Below are 16,047 nucleotides of genomic sequence, written 5' to 3'. Positions count from 1 at the left end.
GGGTGGTACGGGTGGAGAGGTGGTACGGGTGGAGAGAGGGTTCGGTCAGCCGACGAACTCGACGTCGGACGTCAGCCAGCGGCCCCCGCGCCGCACCAGGTCGAGCTGCAGTCGATACGTGCGCGCCTCGCCCTTGGGTGCGGCGGTGTTGGTCACCTTGCTGTCGGCGACCACCAGGACGCGGGCCGAGCGCTCGTCGGACCGGGCGATGCCCGCTTCGAGGACCTGTCCCTCGGACACGGACCTGTTCTCGGCGACGAGCTTGGTCAACTGCTCGGTCTGTGCGGCGAACTGCTTCCTGAAGTCGCCGGTGGCGCCCGCGAGGACGTTCGAGCTGTCCCGGTCGTAGTGCCGGTAGTCGAGCGACGTGAAGTTCAGCGCCGACTGGCGGGCCGCGGCCAGCACGTCCTGGCGCCGCTGCTCCGTCTCGTGCCGGTCGTTGAGCGCGAGGCCCAGCCAGACCGTCAGCGCCGTCATGAGGACGGTCGCCACGGCGAGCGCCACCGGCCACGCCCTGCCCGACAGGGCCTTTCTCACGGCCCCGCTCATGCCATCGGTCCTACGAGCAGCCATTGCCACGACTCCTTTCCGAACACGCTCTGCTGGCCGCCCGTCGAGCCGATCTCGACGGTCCGGCCGTCCGGCCCGGTCGCGGTGCCGGTCTCCGGGTCGTACGGCGTGACGTACGCCGACCGGTCCGCGCCGCCCGGAGCGGCCCGCGCGCCGGGGGCGTTCTGCGCGCCCCGCACCGACGTCTTGCTTCCACGCGGGGCGGTGCAGCGCGCGCCGGTGTTCGCCTCGCGCTTGCCGGTGTCCGAGGGGTCGCGCCGCGCCGTCCCGTACCCCTGGGTGCAGGGCGGCGGGTCGTCGGCGTTCACCACCAGGCCGAAGTGGGTGGTGCCGTCGCCCGGGACGACCGTGTAGCTGCCCGCGACCAGGGCGGGGAAGGTGACCAGGGACTGTTCCACGCCGGGCAGGCGGGCCAGCGTGACCTGGCCGCCGCTGATCAGATTGGCAAGCAGCACCGAAAGGCGCGGCCCGACGGCCTTCAGCAGCGAGTTGACCTCCTGCGCGGCCGGTGTCGCGTTGCCGATCAGCTTGCGCAGATCTCCGTCGCTCGACTTCAACTGCGCACTGAGCGCCGCCAGATCGTGCGCGAACGACTTGATGGAGGAGCCCTGGTCGGCCTGCGTCTTGAGGACCTTCCGCGAGTCCTCGATCAGCGAGACCGTCTGGGGGAGTGACTCGGAGGCCGAGTCCACGAGCGCGTTGCCCGAGTCCACCAGGCGGCTCAGGTTCGGCCCGGTGCCGGAGAACGCCTTGTCCAGCTCGTCGACGGTGACCCGCAGGTCGCCCTTGCCGACCGAGTTCACCAGCCGGTCCAGGCTGAGGACGAGGTCCGTGGTGGGCAGCGGCACACGCGTGCTGCCGCGCGGGATGGAGCTGCCGGCGAGGAGATACGGCCCGTGCGACGTACGCGGCTGCAGATCCACGTACTGCTCGCCCACCGCCGACCGGTTCGCCACCACGGCGAGGGTGTCCGCGGGGATGCGCGGCGCGCCGTCCTTGATGTCGAGGGCCACCGAGACCCCGTCGGAGCCGGTCAGCCGCAGTGAGCCGACGCGGCCCACCGGCACCCCGCGGTAGGTGACCTCCGCGCCCGGGAAGATGCCCCCGGAGTCGGCGAAGTCCGCCCGCACGGTGTAGCCGCGGCTCAGGACGGCGTCCGTCAGGCCGGTGTACTCGGCGCCGACGTACGACACCCCGACGGCGGTGACGGTGGCGAAGGCGAGCAACTGGGCCTTGACCGTGCGGGTGATCACGGCTGAACCCCCTTCAGCATCAGCTCGGCGAGCGCGAGATCGATCCCCTCGGGCAGCTCGCCCCGGGTGGTGGTGTAGCTGCTGGTGCACACCGGCGGGCACAGCGGACCGCCGCCGCCCGGCGGGGCCGACGGCAGGCTCGGTGAGCTCGGCAGCGGCGTGGGGGTGGGGGCGGGGACGTGCGGCAGGTCGGGGACATGGGGGAGGTCCGGAAGATCGGGCAGGCCGGGGGACTTCGGGTCCCCGGGACCGCCGTGCCCCTTGCCCGGCTTGCCGGAGCCGTCCGTCAGGTTGCCGTAGAGGTCTCTCAGGTCGAGATCGGCGGTGAGGTGGAGGTTGACGTAGTCACCCTTGACGGCGTCCACCGCGTTGCGGGGAAACGGGTAGGTGGTCAGCAGCTCGAGGGAGTTGGGCAGGTCGTCGCCCGCCTTGTTCAACTGCCGCAGGATCGGCCGCAGCTGTCCGAGGTTCGCGACGGTGTCGTCGCGCGAGGCGTTGACCACCTTGGTGCCCGTCTTCCCCAGCTTCGACAGGGCGGTGAGCATCGTCGTCAGATCGTGCCGCTGGTCGGCGAGGACCTTCAGGGCGGGCGGCATCGCGACGACGGCGCGGGCGATCGTCTTCTTCTCCTTCCCGAGCCGTCCCGCGAGCCGGTCGACGGCCTTGAGGGCGCGGACGATGTCCGCACGCTGGTCATCCAGGCCGCCGATGAACGTGTTCAGCTCCTTGAGCAGTGATCTGACCCGGTTCTCCCGGCCGTCCAGGGCCTTGTTCAGCTCCACGGTGATCGTCTTGAGCTGGGCCACCCCGCCGCCGTTGAGCAGCGCGGACAGCGCGGACAGCACCTCCTCGATCTCCGGGTTGCGGCCGCTGCGGGACAGCGGGATGCGGTCGCCGTCGCCGAGCCGGCCCACCCGTTCCCTGCCGGGCGGGGCGGACAGCGCGACGTACTTCTCGCCGAGGATGCTTGTCTGCCGCAGCTCGGCGAGCGCGTTGGCCGGCAGTTTCACCGAGTCGGCGACCCGCAGCCGTACGCGCGCGTGCCAGCCGTCCAGCTCCACCTTCTCGACCGCGCCCACGGTGACGTTGTCGACCTTCACCGCCGACTGCGGCACCAGATCGAGGACGTCACGGAACTCGACGGTGACGTGGTACGCGTGGCCGTCGGCGGCGGCTCCGCCGGGCACCTGGACGTCGTACCAGCCGTTGAACTCGCAGCCGGTCAGCAGCAGCGAGCCGACCGCGGCCCATGCGACCGCGCGGGCTCCGCGTCGCAGCGCGCTCATGCGCTCGCCCCCAGGAGTCCGCCGAGGGTCCGGTCGACCGTTCCCGTCACGGCAGGGCCCTTGGGCACCTTCGGCAGGGAGTCGAAGAGCTTCTTCAGCTCCTTGCAGTCCGGGTTCTTGCCGCCTTCGTCGCCGGTCGTCCTCAGTACGGAGCACAGCAGCGAGGCCGGGTCCTGGGCCTGCTGCGCGTTGTTGCGGGTGTCGAGAGTGCCCGAGGACGGGTTGTAGGCGTTGTTCAGGTTCGACAGACCCGTGGGAGCCACCTCCAACAGCTCTTCCAGTGCGGCCCGTTGGGTGACGAGGACTTTCGTCACCTTGCTCAGGCCCTTCACGTCCGAGGTCAGCGACTTCTTGTTCTTCTTCACGAAATCCGACACGTCGCCGAGCGCGGTGCCCAGGTTCCTGAGCGCCGCCGCGAGGTCCTCGCGCTCGCCCGCGAGCTGCCCGGCCACCTCGGAGAGGCTCGTGTTGAACGACCTCACGCTCTTGTCGTCGGCGGCCAGTGCCGCCGTGAACACCTGAAGGTTCCGTACCGTGCCGAAGAGGTCCGAGCGGCCGTCGGACAGCGTGGTGACGGCCTGCGAGAGGTCGTCGACCGTCCGGTGGAGGTTCTCGCCCTGGCCGTCGAGGTTGTCCGCGCTCACCCCGAGCAGCCGCGACAGCGAGCCGTCCTTGTTGGCGCCCTTGGGACCGAGCGCGTCGGCCGTCGTGTGCAGACTGTCGAAGACGCGGTCCAGTTCGACCGGCACCGCCGTCCGCGTCTCGGGGATGACGCCACCGTCCCGCAGCACCGCGCCCTTGCGGTACACGGGCAGCAGCTGCACATAACGGTCGCTGACCACCGACGAGTTGATGATCGCCGCCTGCGCGTCCGCCGGAATCTTCCGGCCCTGCTCGTACGTGAGCTCCACCCGTACCCGCCCGCCCTCCGGAGTGATCTTCTCGACCCTGCCGATGCGGACGCCGAGGACACGGACATCCGAGCCGGGGTAGATACCGACGGTGCGCGGGAAGTACGCGGTGACGTGCACGGACCCGGGGCGCGGCCACACCACGTACGTGAGCGCGGCGACGAGGGCGAGTGCGGTGACCACGGCCACGCGCTTCCTGAGGTTCTTCACCGTGTGCCTCCCGTGCGGGGCACCACGGGAGCCGCGACCAGGTTCTGGACGTAGCTGTCGAACCAGCGGCCGTTGCCGAGAGTGTTGCCGAATACCCGTACATAGGGCGCGAGCAGTTTGACGCTCCGGTCGAGGCTCGCCTGGTTCCGTTCGAGCATCCGCACCACCCGGTTCAGGCCCCTGAGCGCGGGCCCGATCTCCTTGGCGTTGTCGTCGACCAGTCCGGAGAGCTCGATACCGAGCGCGACGGAGGTCTTCAGCAGTTTGTGGATCGCCTTGCGCCGCTTGCTGATCTCCTTGAACAGCTTGTCGCCGTCCTTGACCAGCGCGGAGAAGTCCTTCGAGTGCTGGGCCAGGACGCCCGTGACACCGTTCGCGTGGTCGAGGAGTTCGCCGAGTGCCTTGTCGCGCGAGGCGACCGTCCGGGAGATCCTCGACAGGCCCTTGATGGACGCGCGCACCTCGGCGGGCGAGTCCTCGAAGGTGCTGGAGAGGGTGTCGAGGGCCGTCGAGAGGCGGTCGGTGTCGACCTTCTCCGTCGTGGTCGTGAGATCGCTGAACGCCTGCACGACGTCGTACGCCGGGACGGTCCGCTTCAGCGGGATCTCGCTTCCGGGCTTCAGCTGGCCCGGCCCCTTCGGGTACAGCGCGAGGTACTTCGCGCCGAGGATCGTCTTGACCCGGATCGCGGCGCCGGTCTCACTGCCGAAACCGGGTTCGCCCTTGATCTTGAAGGTGACCTTGACGTGATCACCGTCGAGGTCGACGTCCTCGACCTTGCCGACCTTGACGCCTGCGATCCGTACCTCGTCGCCGGGCTTGAGGCCGCCCGCCTCCGAGAAGGCCGCGCCGTACGTCCTGCCGTCGCCGATCAGAGGCAGGCTGTCCGCGTTGAACGCGGCCACGGCCAGCAGCGCGATGACGGTGAGACCGACGGCCCCAATGACGACGGGGTTCCGCTCGCGGAACGGGATCAGGCGCGGGCGCCGTATTCGTATGCGGGGCAGCTTGGGCGGGTCGATGCGGACCTTGACCAGCGGCTCCGGTCGGGGCGGGCGGGGTGCCCGGTGCGGCAGCAGCCGTATCTTCGGGAGCTTGGGCGGGTCGATGCGGACCTTGACCAGCGGCTCCGGTCGGGGCGGGCGGGGTGCCCGGTGCGGCAGCAGCCGTATCTTCGGGAGCTTCGGTGGGTCGATACGGACCTTCACCAGCGGCTCCGGGCGGTTCTTGCGGGTCACGCGCCGCACCTCGCCCTCGCCACGTGCAGCCCGGGATCGAGCACCTTGTCCGTCTTCGGCAGCACGATCCGGCCGTCGAAGTCGCAGAGATAGAAGTTGAACCACGAGCCGTAGGACGCCGTCCCCGTCAGCGCGTTGAGCTTGTTCGGCAGCCGCTTCAGGACGCCCTCCACGGTGTTCTCGTTCTTGTTCAGCGTTCCGGTGAGACCGTTCAGCTCGGCGATGTCGTCCTTCAGGGGCGGACGCGCGTCCTTGAGCAGCCCCGAGGTGGCGTCCGTCAGGTCGCCGATGCTCACCAGCGACTGCCCGATGGGCTTACGGTCGGCGGAAAGTCCCGAGACGAGGCGCCGCAGCTGCTTGAGCAGCCCGGAGAAGCGGGCGCCGCGCTTGTCCAGCGTCTCAAGCACCGTGTTGAGGTTGTCGATCACCGAGCCGATCAGCTTGTCGCGGCCGGCCAAGGTCGTGGTGAGCGAAGCCGTGTGCACGAGCAGGCTGTTGACGGTCCCACCCTCGCCCTGGAGGGTCCGGATGATCTCGGTGGCGAGCTGGTTGACGTCATCGGGACTGAGCGCGGCGAACAGCGGCTTGAAGCCGTTCAGCAGCGTGTTGAGGTCGAGCGCGGGCTGCGTGCGCGACAGCGGGATCGTCGCGCCGGGCCTCAGCCGGGCGGCGCCTCCCGCGCCCTCGGTCAGGGCGACGTAACGCTGTCCGACGAGGTTCCGGTAGCGGACGACCGCGCCCGTGCCGCGCAGCAGCGGGCGGTCCGCGCCGACGGTGAAGGTGACCTCCGCCAGCGTCCTGTCCTTGATCCGGATGTCCTCGACCTGGCCGACCCGTACGCCGGCCACCCGGATGTCGTCCCCCTTCTCCAGGCCCGTGACGTCGCTGAACACGGCGTGGTACGTGTGATCGGGGGTGAAGGAGATGTTGACGATGGTGGCGGCGAGCAGGGCCGTCGCCACGATCGTCACCAGCGCGAAGAGGCTGAACTTGATCAGCGGCGCGGCGGCCTGCCTGGCTCCCGACGTCCTCATGCGACGCTCACCGCCGTCCCGCGCGCCATCGGCCCGAACAGCAGGGTCGCGACCGGCGGCACCTCGTCGGCGGGCACGCCCAGGACGGGCGCCACGAGCGAGCCCACGGCACGCTGCTCGGCCCGGGTCGCGGACACGCCCGCAGGACCGGCCGGAACCCCCCTCTTCGAACCGTCGTTCAGATGGACCCCGGGCGCGGGCACCGCAGGATGGGGCAGACCACGGCAGTCGGGCCCCGACCGGTCGGCGTAGCGGGGATACTCGCCGGGCTCGTACGCGCCCTGCTGGCGGACGACTTCGAGCGTGATGTGCATCTTTCCGCCCTTGAAGGCCTGTTCGGAGGCCTGCTCCTCGTGCACGAGGCCGGCGAGGAGGCAGGGGTACTCGGGGGAGTAGCGGGCGAAGAGCCCGAGCGTGGGGCGGGAGACCCGGCCCAGGGTGATCAGCCGGTCGCCGTTCGCGCCGAGGAACCGGTCCGCGGTGCCCGCGGCCGTGGCCGTCGTCTTCAGCGCCGCCGCCAGCCGGTCCTTCTCCTCCACGATCGTGCGGCTGGTGGTGACGGTGTTGCGCAGGATGTCCATCAGGTCGGGTGCCGCGTCGCCGTACACCTCGGCGACGTCGGCCAGCCGGGCGAAGTCCTCAGTGAGGGACGGCAGATGGGGATTGAGCCGGTGCAGATAGTCCTCCACGCGCGTGAGGTTGTCGCCGATCCGGTCGCCGCGCCCTTCGAGAGCGGTGGCGAACGCGGAGAGCGTGGCGTTGAGCTTGCCGGGCCGCACGGTCCGCAGCAGCGGCAGCAGATCGTTCATCAGCTGCTGGAGCTCGATGCCGACGCGCGTGCGGTCCTGGGTGATGACGTCCCCGGCACGGATGGGCCGGGCCGAGGGCCGCGCGGGCGCGACCAGGTCGACGTACTTCTCGCCGAACAGTGTTTTGGGCAGCAGTCGCGCGTGCACGTCGGACGGGATGGACGCGACGTACTCCGGCTTCAGCGCGAGGTCGAGCGTCGCCTTCGTCCCGTCCGCGCGCACCGCGCGCACCTCACCGACCAGCAGCCCGCGCAGCTTGACGTCGGCGCGCGGGTCGAGCTGGTTGCCGAGGCTGTCGGCCTCCAGCGTGATGCGTACGACCGGGGTGAACACCTGCTGGTACGCGGCGACGGACAGGGACAGCAGCAGCGCGAGCACGGCGAGGAACACGACGCCGTACAGCCGCAGTCTCAGCACTCTCATACGGTTCACCCGGCAATCCGCACAGTGGTGTTGGCGCCCCAGATCGCGAGCGACAGGAAGAAGTCGAGGACATTGATCGCGACGATCGAGGTACGCACGGCACGGCCCACGGCGACACCGACGCCCGCCGGGCCGCCGCTCGCGTAGTAGCCGTAGAAGCAGTGCACCAGGATGATCAGGACGGCGAAGACCAGCACCTTGCCGAAGGACCACAGCACGTCGACCGGCGGCAGGTACTGCTGGAAGTAGTGGTCGTACGTGCCCGCCGACTGCCCGTAGTAGCCGGTCGTGATCGTGCGGGCCGCGAAGTACGAGGACAGCAGCCCGACCACGTACAGCGGGATCACCGCAACGAAGCCGGCGATCATCCGGGTGGTCACCAGGAACGGCAGCGAGGGCACGCCCATGACTTCGAGGGCGTCCGTCTCCTCGCTGATCCGCATCGCGCCGAGCTGGGCGGTGAACCCGGCGCCGACCGTCGCCGACAGCGCGAGCCCGGCCACCAGCGGGGCGATCTCCCGGGTGTTGAAGTACGCCGACAGGAACGCCACGAAGTTGGACGTGCCGAGCTGATTCAGCGCGGCGTACCCCTGCAGGCCCACCTCCGTGCCCGTGAAGAACGACAGAAAGGCGATCACGCCGACCGTGCCGCCCACGACGGCGAGCGCCCCGCGCCCGAAGCTCACCTCCGCGAGCAGCCGCAGGATCTCCTTCTTGTAGCGGCGCAGCGTACGGCCCGTCCAGGCGAGCGAGCGTCCGTAGAAGGAGAGTTGACGGCCCAGCTCCTCCAGGCTCCTCAGCAGCAGTGCCATGACTCAGCCCCTCTGCGGAACGATCTGGAAGTACACGGCGGTCATCACGAAGTTCGTCACGAACAGCAACATGAAGGTGATCACCACCGACTGGTTCACCGCGTCCCCCACACCCTTCGGGCCGCCCTTCGCGCTCAGCCCCTTGTACGAGGCGACGATCGCGGCGATGGCGCCGAACACCAGCGCCTTGATCTCCGCCGCCCACAGGTCGGAGAGCTGGGCGAGCGTGGTGAAGGAGGCGAGATAGGCGCCCGGGGTGCCGTTCTGCAGCACGACGTTGAAGAAGTAGCCGCCGGCCACCCCGACGACCGACACCAGGCCGTTCAGCAGCACCGCCACCAGCATCGAGGCCAGCACCCGCGGGACGACGAGGCGGTGGATCGGGTCGATGCCGAGGACCTGCATCGCGTCGATCTCCTCACGGATCTTCCGTGCCCCGAGATCCGCGCAGATCGCCGTGCCGCCGGCGCCCGCGATCAGCAGTGCCGTGACGATCGGCGAGGCCTCCCGCAGGACGGCGAGGACCGAGGCGGCCCCCGAGAACGACTGCGCGCCGAGCTGCCGGGTCAGGCTGCCGATCTGCAGCGCGATGACCGCGCCGAACGGGATGGACACCAGCGCCGTCGGCAGGATCGTGACACTCGCGATGAACCACGCCTGTTGAATGAACTCCCTTGCCTGGAAGGGGCGTCGGGGAACAGTCCGGACGACGTCGAGCGCCATCGCGAACAGATTCCCCGAGTGCCGGAGCGCGCCCACTGGTGACATTGTCATGCGTCGGCCGCCTCCTTGCGGTGCAGCTCGGCCTCGCGCCGCGCGATCGCCTCCCAGCGGGGCGGGCGGGTGATGCCGGGGCCCGGCAGCAGGCGAGGCGTCATGTCGTTGCCGACGTGGCGGGCCTTGCGGTCCACGGCGCCGAGCCGGGCCAGCTCCTGCTCCACCTGGGCGGCGTCCTTCTCCTCGGCCATCCCGATGGGGCCCTCCATGCGGCCGTTCAGGAACTGCCGTACGACGGGCTCGTCGCTGGTGAGCAGCTTCTCGCGGGGCCCGAACATGACCAGTTCGCGCCGGAACAACAGGCCGATGTTGTCGGGCACCTGGCGGGCCGAGGCGATGTCGTGCGTGACGATCAGGAAGGTGGCGTTGATCTGCGCGTTGAGGTCGACGATGAGCTGGTTGAGGTATGCCACGCGCACCGGGTCGAGGCCCGAGTCCGGCTCGTCGAACAGGATGATCTCCGGATCGAGGACCAACGCCCGTGCGAGACCGGCCCGTTTGCGCATCCCGCCGGAGATCTCGCCGGGCAGCTTCTCCTCCGAGCCGATCAGGCCGACCATGTCCATCTTCTCCAGCACGATCCGCCGGATCTGGCTCTCGGACTTGCGGGTGTGCTCACGCAGTGGGAAGGCGATGTTGTCGTACAGACTCATCGACCCGAACAGCGCGCCGTCCTGGAACAGGACGCCGAACAACTTCCGCACCTCGTAGAGATCGTGCTCGCGCAGCTTCGTGACATCCCGGCCCGCGATCTTCACAGAGCCACGCTCAGGCTTCAGCAGCCCGACGAGCGTCTTGAGGAACACCGACTTGCCCGTGCCCGAGGGGCCGAGCATGACCGAGACCTCCCCGGCGGGCAGCGTCAGCGAGACGTCCTGCCAGATGACCTGGTGACCGAAGGACTTGGTCAGCCCTTCCACACAGATCTCGACACCCATCCGGTCCACCCTTCGGCCCGCGGAGCTCCCCCGACATCTGCTCTACGGGGAAGGGCGGGGCGTCCGTCGCGGGTGGGGCGGATTTTTTTCTGGGGTCCTGCGCCGACGGTTCTACGGGAGTGCGGTCGTCGGGGTCGGGACCGCGGACGTGGCGGCGGGTGCATGGGGGAGCGCGGGGACGCGCGGCAGGTCTGACACGTCGGGGACAGCGGGGACGGCGGGGACAGTGGGGACTTGTGGGACACGGGGGACGGACGGCACCGGTGCCAGCGAGGCATCGGGCAGGGACGGCACCGACAGCGGCAGCAGCGACCGGTCGTGCTCGCGGGGTGAGACCGTAGGCGTCGCCGTCGGAGACGGCGAGGCGGCCGGCGGATCACGGCTGTCGTCCGGGGTGACGGGCCGGCCGACGCCGTCCGGCCGGACGGTCTCCGTGGCCCCCCGGTCCGTCTGGGACACGGAGGGCCGGGAAGCCGCGCCGCCCTGCCCGCCGCCGTCGTGTACGTACGGCAGCACGAACCCCGCCACCGCCAGCGTCGCGGCCGTCGACGTCACCGCGACGGCCTGCGCGTGGCCGCCCGCACGCAGCTTGCCGCGCCCCCACAGGAACAGAGCCAGGCCCAGCGTTCCGGCCAGGGAGTTGCGCAGGGTGCGCCGAGCCCGGGCGAGCAGCGACTCGACGGTGCGATAGCTCAGCCCCATGCGTACGGCGACCTGGCCGACATCGAGGTCCTCGGACTTCAGCCGGAGTGCCTCGGCCTGGCGCGCGGGCAGCTCCCCGCTGCGTACGGCCAGCCACCGGGCCTCGTCCCGGTCGCACACCGCTTCCTCGACGGGCACGGGGCCCGGCACGGCGAGCGTGGGGCTGCGGTGCACCTCGGCCTCGCGGTTCACCTGGCGGCACCGGTCGACGCACAGCCGCATGGTCACGGTCGTCAGCCAGGCGCCGAGGCGCTCGTCGTCCAGATCAGGGCGCTCCGCGGCGCGCAGCATCGCCTCGTGCACCGCGTCCTCGGCGTCCTCCAGGCTCATCGACCTGCGCCGGGCCACCTTGAGCAGTTGCTCGCGGTGGCTCCACATGTGCTGCCAACGGTCGTCGGCCGCTCGCGTCTGCGCGGGCATGTCCGTCGCCATGAGAGCCCCTTCGCACTCGCCCGCCGGTTCTCGTGCCGTCCGGCGGGTGGCGACATTACCGCCCAGTATCCGCAGTTGTGGAGGGGGAGGAGCCCATCGAGTCCACACCGTTGCAGGTCAGTGGTTCGGCCTGAGCCTCTCCGTCGCTGTGTGGAACCGCGCGGTGACGGAGGGCGCGCTTGCGCGACCCCTGGGCCTCCGGAACCCCCGCTCCCCGGATCCCTCACCGCAACGCGTGCGACGTGCGCCCCGACGCCTCGTCGATCTCGCCGTGGGCCTTGGTCAGCATCTTCATCGCCAGCTCGTTGAGCGCCCTCGCTCCCGCGACCTCCTCGCCGACCCGCGGCTGGTTCGCGTCGGAGGGGTGGCGGCTCGCGTAGCCATGGGCCCGTACCTCGCTCCCGTCGGGGAGCCGGACGAGCGCGGCGGCACGCGTGCGATGTGTGTCTTCTTCGAATTCCAGCTCTACATGCCATCCGACAGCGGTCTGTGCCGACATCGAGATCACCTCCGGGACTGCTATTACCAGGGTGCGCCTGTCGGACCCGCGACGCACCACGTCCCGCCAGGGGCCGCCCGAGCCGCTCAGTCCTCCGGTTCCGCCGTCCACCCCGTCTCGGCCGCCCAGGGTTCCGCGACCGCCACCACCAGGTCGACCACCGGGTCCTTGACGTCGGCGTAGGTGCCGGTGTCGGAGACCCGGGAGGCGAGGGCGTACTTGAAGTGGGTGTAGGCCGGGACCGCCTCCGGGTGGGTGCGGAACCAGTCGCGGAAGAGCAGGGCCAGGCGTTCGTTGGGGGAGCCCGCGAGGCGTACGTGCAGGTTGACCGGCTCGGCGGCCGTGCCGCGGCGGGACCAGAAGCGCTTGGCCCAGCGGGACGGTACGTCGTCCAGGCCCGCCGGTACGTGGTCCCGGCGGTAGGAGGAGAGCCGGAAGCCGAGGTCCGCGAGGGGGCCCGCGAACGCGGCCTCCGCCTCGTCCAGGTCGGCGACGCTCACCTGGAGGTCGTAGACCGGCTTCGCCGCCATCCCCGGGATCGACGTACTGCCGATGTGTTCCGCCCGCAGGGCCACCGGGCCGAGCGCGGCGCCGAGCTCGGCGCACAGCGCGCGGCCCCGCTCCGGCCAGGCCGCGTCGTACGGGACGACGAGAGGGGTCTTCGACTCGGGCATCATCAGACGGCTTCCAGCGCGACGTGCGGTCCGGCCGGCAAGGTCACGCGGATCGCGTCGCCGGGGCGCACCACGCCGCCGGTCCGCACCACGCTCATGATCCCGCCCTTGCGGACGATCGCCCCGTCCTCGTCGCGCCCGACGACCCGCTTGAGCAGCCCGTCCTGGAAGTGGTCGATCTGCAGGCACGGGTTGCGCAGGCCCGTGACCTCGACGACTGCGCCGCCCTCGCCGAGGTGCAGGAGCGCGCCGGCGGGCAGCGCGAGCAGGTCGATGCCGGTCGTCGTGACGTTCTCCCCGAGGTCGCCCGGAGCGACGTCGTGGCCCTGCTCGGCGACCTCGGCGAACAGTTCCTCGTGCATGAGGTGGACCTGCCGCAGGTTCGGCTGCGTCGGGTCCTTCGCGACGCGGGAGCGGTGCTTGACCGTGACGCCCGCGTGCACGTCGCCGTCCACGCCGAGCCCGGCGAGCAGCGTGATGCTCTCCCGGTTCGGCTTCGTGAAGGAGTACGTCTCGTTGCTGCTGACCGCGATGACCCTGCCGCCGTCGAACCTGCCCATGCCAGGACCCCGTTTCCGCGCCGGTGAGCGGTGCCCCCGGCCGCCTGCTCCGCGATCCCGGCCGTCCGGACCGAGATCCCTACCGAGCCTAACCCCGCCCCTGCGGCACAATCGCGGCATGGCGCAGCAAGAGACCGAACAGTCCCTGATCACCGTCGTGGCCGCCGCGGTCGTCGAGAACGGGCGGCTGCTCGTGGTCAGCAAGAAGGCCGCTCCCGATGTGTTCTACCTGCCGGGCGGGAAACCGGAGCCGGGGGAAAGCCCCGAGCGGACGCTGCTGAGGGAGCTGGACGAGGAGCTCGGCGTCGTCCCGTACGGCCTCGAACTGCTCGCCGAGGTCGAGGACGTCGCCGCGCTCGAAGGGGCGCCGATGCGGATGACGGTGTACGCCGCCACGCTCGACCGCCGCCCCGAGCCCGCCGCCGAACTCGCCGGGATGCGCTGGACGGACGGCGAGGACACCCCGGGCGTCCTCCTCGCCCCGGCGGTACGCCGTCAAGTGGTGCCGCTGCTCAGGGAGTCGGGGCTACTCGGCCGTTGAGCGCAGGGGCTTCAGCCCTGACCTCTCCGCCACCCGGCGCAGATGCGCCGCGAGCACCTCCGGGGCGTCCGGGGTCAGTGTGCGCAGGGCGACCAGGGCCGTCACCACCACGTCGCAGAGCTCCGACTCGACGTCCTGCCAGGAGTGGCTCTCGCCCTTGCGCGGGTTCTGCCCCGTCGCGCCGATCACCGCCTGGGCGACCTCGCCGACCTCCTCCGACAGCTTCAGTACCCGCAGGAGCAGGGCCTCGTCCGCGGTGCGGCGGTTGTGCGAGTCGAGCCAGGCGCGCAGCCCGTCGACGGTCTCCCACACGCTGTCGTACGTGGGCGGGGCGGGGTCGTGCCGGGCGCTGGGCCGCGTGGTGTCGGGCATACCCGCAGCCTGCCACGGACGGGCTACTCGTCCGTGGTGTCCGGGGAATACTCCCCCGGACCCGGCTGCGGACCCGGCCCGCGCACCCGCTTGGTGCGCGACGCCACGACCGCGAGCGCCGCGGCGGCACTGCCCACCAGGGCGGCCGGGACCATCCAGTGCCGGTCCAGGACGTGGCCGAGGGCATGGTCGAGGGAGTAACGGCCCGCGCCGGTCACCGCGAGCCCGGCCGCGACGAAGCCGAGGAAGGCCGGGTACTCGTAGCCGCCGCCCTGGGCGAAGAAGCCGTTGGGCGCGTGCACCGAGACCGCGCCGGCCATCGTGCCGGCGGCGGCGGCCCCGCCGACGGGCGTGGCGAGGCCGAGGGCGAGCAGGACGCCGCCGCCCGCCTCGCCGACACCGGCGGCCAGGGCGCTCGCCTTCGGCGGGGCGAAGCCCATGGCCTCCATCCCGGCCGTAGTGGCGGGCAGGCCACCGCCGCCGAACCAGCCGAGCAGTTTCTGCGCTCCGTGCGCGGCGAGCACACCGCCCGTGCCCACGCGCAGCACGAGCAGGCCCAGGTCTTTGCGGTCCACACAAGGCTTGTGACAGGTCATGGTCCAACGGTCCGCCACGCCGGGCCCCGGCACCCGGTGTGCGGGCCCGTTCGGGTGGCGTGTCCCCGGCCGCGGTGTGAGTCTGGGCCGGGGGCCCGGGCCCTGTGCGGCCGGGGTCCCGAACCGGCGACGAACGACCGGAAGGTCCGGCACCGTAGCGCCGGAAGGAGAGGCAGGAGACGGCGTCATGGCCATCCAGACAACGAAGCTCAGCGACCCGGCCGTCCGGGCCTTCGTCACCGCGGTGAACTCCCACGACCGGGAGGCCTTCCGCGCCGCCCTCGCGCCCGGCGCGACGATGTCCGACGACGGGTCCGACCGGGACGTCGACGAGTGGACCGGCCGCGAGATCTTCGAGTCCAACGCGCACATGGAGATCGAGAAGGAGTCCGCGGGCGGCCTCGCCCTCACGGCCCTCTACCGCAACGACGCCTGGGGCGAGATGCGGACGAAGTGGCAGTTCGTCGTGGCGGGCGGCAAGGTGACCCGCTTCGAGACCGGCCAGGCCTGACTCCCCGGTCAGCCGGCAATCCGTACCGCCGCGCCGCTCACCCGGACTCGCGGGTCGCCCTCGCGCAGTGTCACCGTCAGCTCGCCCGGGCGGCCCATGTCCTCGCCCTGGTGAAGGGTGAGGACCGCCTCGGAGGGGACGAGTCCGAGTGCGCGCGCGTACGCGCCGAACGCCGCCGCGGCGGCGCCCGTCGCCGGGTCCTCCACGACACCGCCGACCGGGAACGGGTCGCGGGCGTGGAAGACGAACTCCGAGGCACGCCAGACCAGTTGGACCGTGGTGAGGTCGAGGCGGTGCATCAGGGCCTCGAGGCGCGCGAAGTCGTAGGAGAGGTCCGCGAGCCGCGCGCGGGTGGCGGCCGCGAGGACGAGGTGGCGGGCGCCCGCGTAGGCGATGCGCGGCGGGAACGCCGGGTCGAGGCCGGCGGCGGGCCAGCCGAGCGCGGCGAGCGCCTCGGCCAGGTCGTCCTGCGCCACCTCGGTGATGTGCGGCTCGACGCTGGTGAGCGTCGCGCGCGGGGTGCCGTCGGCGCCCTGGGCGACCGTCACCGGCACCTCGCCGGCCTGCGTCGCGAAGACGTAGTCGCCGGGCCCGTGGAGCTCGCCGAGCGCCACGGCCGTGGCCACCGTGGCGTGCCCGCAGAACGGGACCTCGGCCTTGGGGCTGAAGTAGCGCACGGTGTACGAGCGCCGCGCGCCGTCGGGCGCCGGGGTGCTTTCGGGCCCCGGTGTCAGGAACGCCGTCTCGCTGTATCCGAGCCGCGCCGCGATGGCGAGCATCTCCTCGTCGTCGAGCGCACGTGCGTCGAGCACGACACCGGCGGGGTTGCCGCCCGCGGGGTCCGTGGTGAAGGCGGTGTAGCGCAGCACGTCGGAGTTGGTGTTCATGACGGGGGAGCG

19 protein-coding genes are annotated in these 16,047 nt (G+C 71.2%); 2 read left to right on the top strand and 17 right to left on the bottom strand.

Annotated features, from left to right (window positions below; genetic code table 11):
- Positions 1-45 precede the first annotated feature (45 nt).
- From ACWIGU_RS26260 to ACWIGU_RS26195, 14 genes are all read right to left on the bottom strand, one after another.
- Positions 46-549, bottom strand: coding sequence for a hypothetical protein (locus ACWIGU_RS26260; protein WP_454404152.1), 504 nt, complete (start codon positions 547-549; stop codon positions 46-48).
- On the bottom strand, positions 546-1,823 hold the full coding sequence (locus tag ACWIGU_RS26255; RefSeq protein WP_454404151.1) for an MCE family protein: 1,278 nt from the start codon (positions 1,821-1,823) through the stop codon (positions 546-548). The genes ACWIGU_RS26260 and ACWIGU_RS26255 overlap by 4 nt, the downstream gene beginning before the upstream one ends.
- Complete coding sequence (locus tag ACWIGU_RS26250) at positions 1,820-3,109, bottom strand: MCE family protein (protein ID WP_454404150.1); 1,290 nt, start codon at positions 3,107-3,109, stop codon at positions 1,820-1,822. Before ACWIGU_RS26250 ends, ACWIGU_RS26255 begins: the two co-directional genes overlap by 4 nt.
- Positions 3,106-4,230, bottom strand: coding sequence for an MCE family protein (locus ACWIGU_RS26245; RefSeq protein WP_454404149.1), 1,125 nt, complete (start codon positions 4,228-4,230; stop codon positions 3,106-3,108). Before ACWIGU_RS26245 ends, ACWIGU_RS26250 begins: the two co-directional genes overlap by 4 nt.
- On the bottom strand, positions 4,227-5,207 hold the full coding sequence (locus ACWIGU_RS26240; protein ID WP_454404321.1) for an MCE family protein: 981 nt from the start codon (positions 5,205-5,207) through the stop codon (positions 4,227-4,229). The genes ACWIGU_RS26245 and ACWIGU_RS26240 overlap by 4 nt, the downstream gene beginning before the upstream one ends.
- 257 nt (positions 5,208-5,464) lie before the next feature.
- Complete coding sequence (locus ACWIGU_RS26235; protein WP_454404148.1) at positions 5,465-6,502, bottom strand: MCE family protein; 1,038 nt, start codon at positions 6,500-6,502, stop codon at positions 5,465-5,467.
- Positions 6,499-7,734: an MCE family protein gene (locus tag ACWIGU_RS26230; RefSeq protein WP_454404147.1), complete on the bottom strand. Its 1,236-nt coding sequence runs from the start codon at positions 7,732-7,734 to the stop codon at positions 6,499-6,501. Before ACWIGU_RS26230 ends, ACWIGU_RS26235 begins: the two co-directional genes overlap by 4 nt.
- A gap of 5 nt (positions 7,735-7,739) precedes the next feature.
- Positions 7,740-8,546 (bottom strand): MlaE family ABC transporter permease, encoded by an 807-nt coding sequence (locus ACWIGU_RS26225; protein ID WP_454404146.1) that lies wholly within the window; start codon positions 8,544-8,546, stop codon positions 7,740-7,742.
- 3 nt (positions 8,547-8,549) lie between these two features.
- Positions 8,550-9,320 (bottom strand): MlaE family ABC transporter permease, encoded by a 771-nt coding sequence (locus ACWIGU_RS26220; RefSeq protein WP_454404145.1) that lies wholly within the window; start codon positions 9,318-9,320, stop codon positions 8,550-8,552.
- Positions 9,317-10,261, bottom strand: coding sequence for an ABC transporter ATP-binding protein (locus ACWIGU_RS26215; protein ID WP_266564849.1), 945 nt, complete (start codon positions 10,259-10,261; stop codon positions 9,317-9,319). The genes ACWIGU_RS26220 and ACWIGU_RS26215 overlap by 4 nt, the downstream gene beginning before the upstream one ends.
- Positions 10,262-10,372: 111 nt before the next feature.
- A complete protein-coding gene (locus tag ACWIGU_RS26210) occupies positions 10,373-11,395 on the bottom strand; it encodes a sigma-70 family RNA polymerase sigma factor (RefSeq protein ID WP_454404144.1) in 1,023 nt (340 codons plus the stop codon).
- 223 nt (positions 11,396-11,618) lie between these two features.
- A complete protein-coding gene (locus ACWIGU_RS26205; RefSeq protein ID WP_356272925.1) occupies positions 11,619-11,894 on the bottom strand; it encodes a DUF1876 domain-containing protein in 276 nt (91 codons plus the stop codon).
- An 86-nt stretch (positions 11,895-11,980) separates the two neighbouring features.
- Positions 11,981-12,571, bottom strand: a complete 591-nt coding sequence (locus ACWIGU_RS26200) for a GrpB family protein (protein WP_454404143.1) — start codon at positions 12,569-12,571, stop codon at positions 11,981-11,983.
- On the bottom strand, positions 12,571-13,128 hold the full coding sequence (locus tag ACWIGU_RS26195) for an MOSC domain-containing protein (RefSeq protein ID WP_454404142.1): 558 nt from the start codon (positions 13,126-13,128) through the stop codon (positions 12,571-12,573). The genes ACWIGU_RS26200 and ACWIGU_RS26195 overlap by 1 nt, the downstream gene beginning before the upstream one ends.
- Before the next feature lie 118 nt (positions 13,129-13,246).
- Here ACWIGU_RS26195 and ACWIGU_RS26190 point away from each other — a divergent pair, with 118 nt between their 5' ends.
- Positions 13,247-13,669: an NUDIX hydrolase gene (locus tag ACWIGU_RS26190; protein ID WP_454404141.1), complete on the top strand. Its 423-nt coding sequence runs from the start codon at positions 13,247-13,249 to the stop codon at positions 13,667-13,669.
- Here the strand turns inward: ACWIGU_RS26190 and ACWIGU_RS26185 are convergent.
- Together ACWIGU_RS26185 and ACWIGU_RS26180 are read right to left on the bottom strand one after the other, a co-directional pair.
- Positions 13,655-14,041, bottom strand: coding sequence for a MazG-like family protein (locus tag ACWIGU_RS26185; RefSeq protein ID WP_454404140.1), 387 nt, complete (start codon positions 14,039-14,041; stop codon positions 13,655-13,657). The genes ACWIGU_RS26190 and ACWIGU_RS26185 overlap by 15 nt on opposite strands.
- A gap of 23 nt (positions 14,042-14,064) precedes the next feature.
- Positions 14,065-14,637 (bottom strand): DoxX family protein, encoded by a 573-nt coding sequence (locus ACWIGU_RS26180; RefSeq protein ID WP_454404139.1) that lies wholly within the window; start codon positions 14,635-14,637, stop codon positions 14,065-14,067.
- A gap of 187 nt (positions 14,638-14,824) precedes the next feature.
- Between ACWIGU_RS26180 and ACWIGU_RS26175 the strand changes: the two genes are divergently transcribed.
- Complete coding sequence (locus ACWIGU_RS26175; protein ID WP_454404138.1) at positions 14,825-15,148, top strand: nuclear transport factor 2 family protein; 324 nt, start codon at positions 14,825-14,827, stop codon at positions 15,146-15,148.
- An 8-nt stretch (positions 15,149-15,156) separates the two neighbouring features.
- On the opposite strand, the gene ACWIGU_RS26170 is transcribed toward ACWIGU_RS26175, so the two are convergent.
- Positions 15,157-16,035 carry a PhzF family phenazine biosynthesis protein gene (locus ACWIGU_RS26170; RefSeq protein ID WP_454404137.1) on the bottom strand — a complete coding sequence of 293 codons (879 nt, stop codon included), beginning with the start codon at positions 16,033-16,035 and terminating at the stop codon, positions 15,157-15,159.
- Between the last annotated feature and the right edge of the window lie 12 nt (positions 16,036-16,047).

This window comes from Streptomyces sp. NPDC055400 (assembly GCF_053644375.1).
The sequence above is the reverse complement of the archived record's forward strand: the minus strand, read 5'-3'. Positions and strand labels throughout refer to the sequence as shown.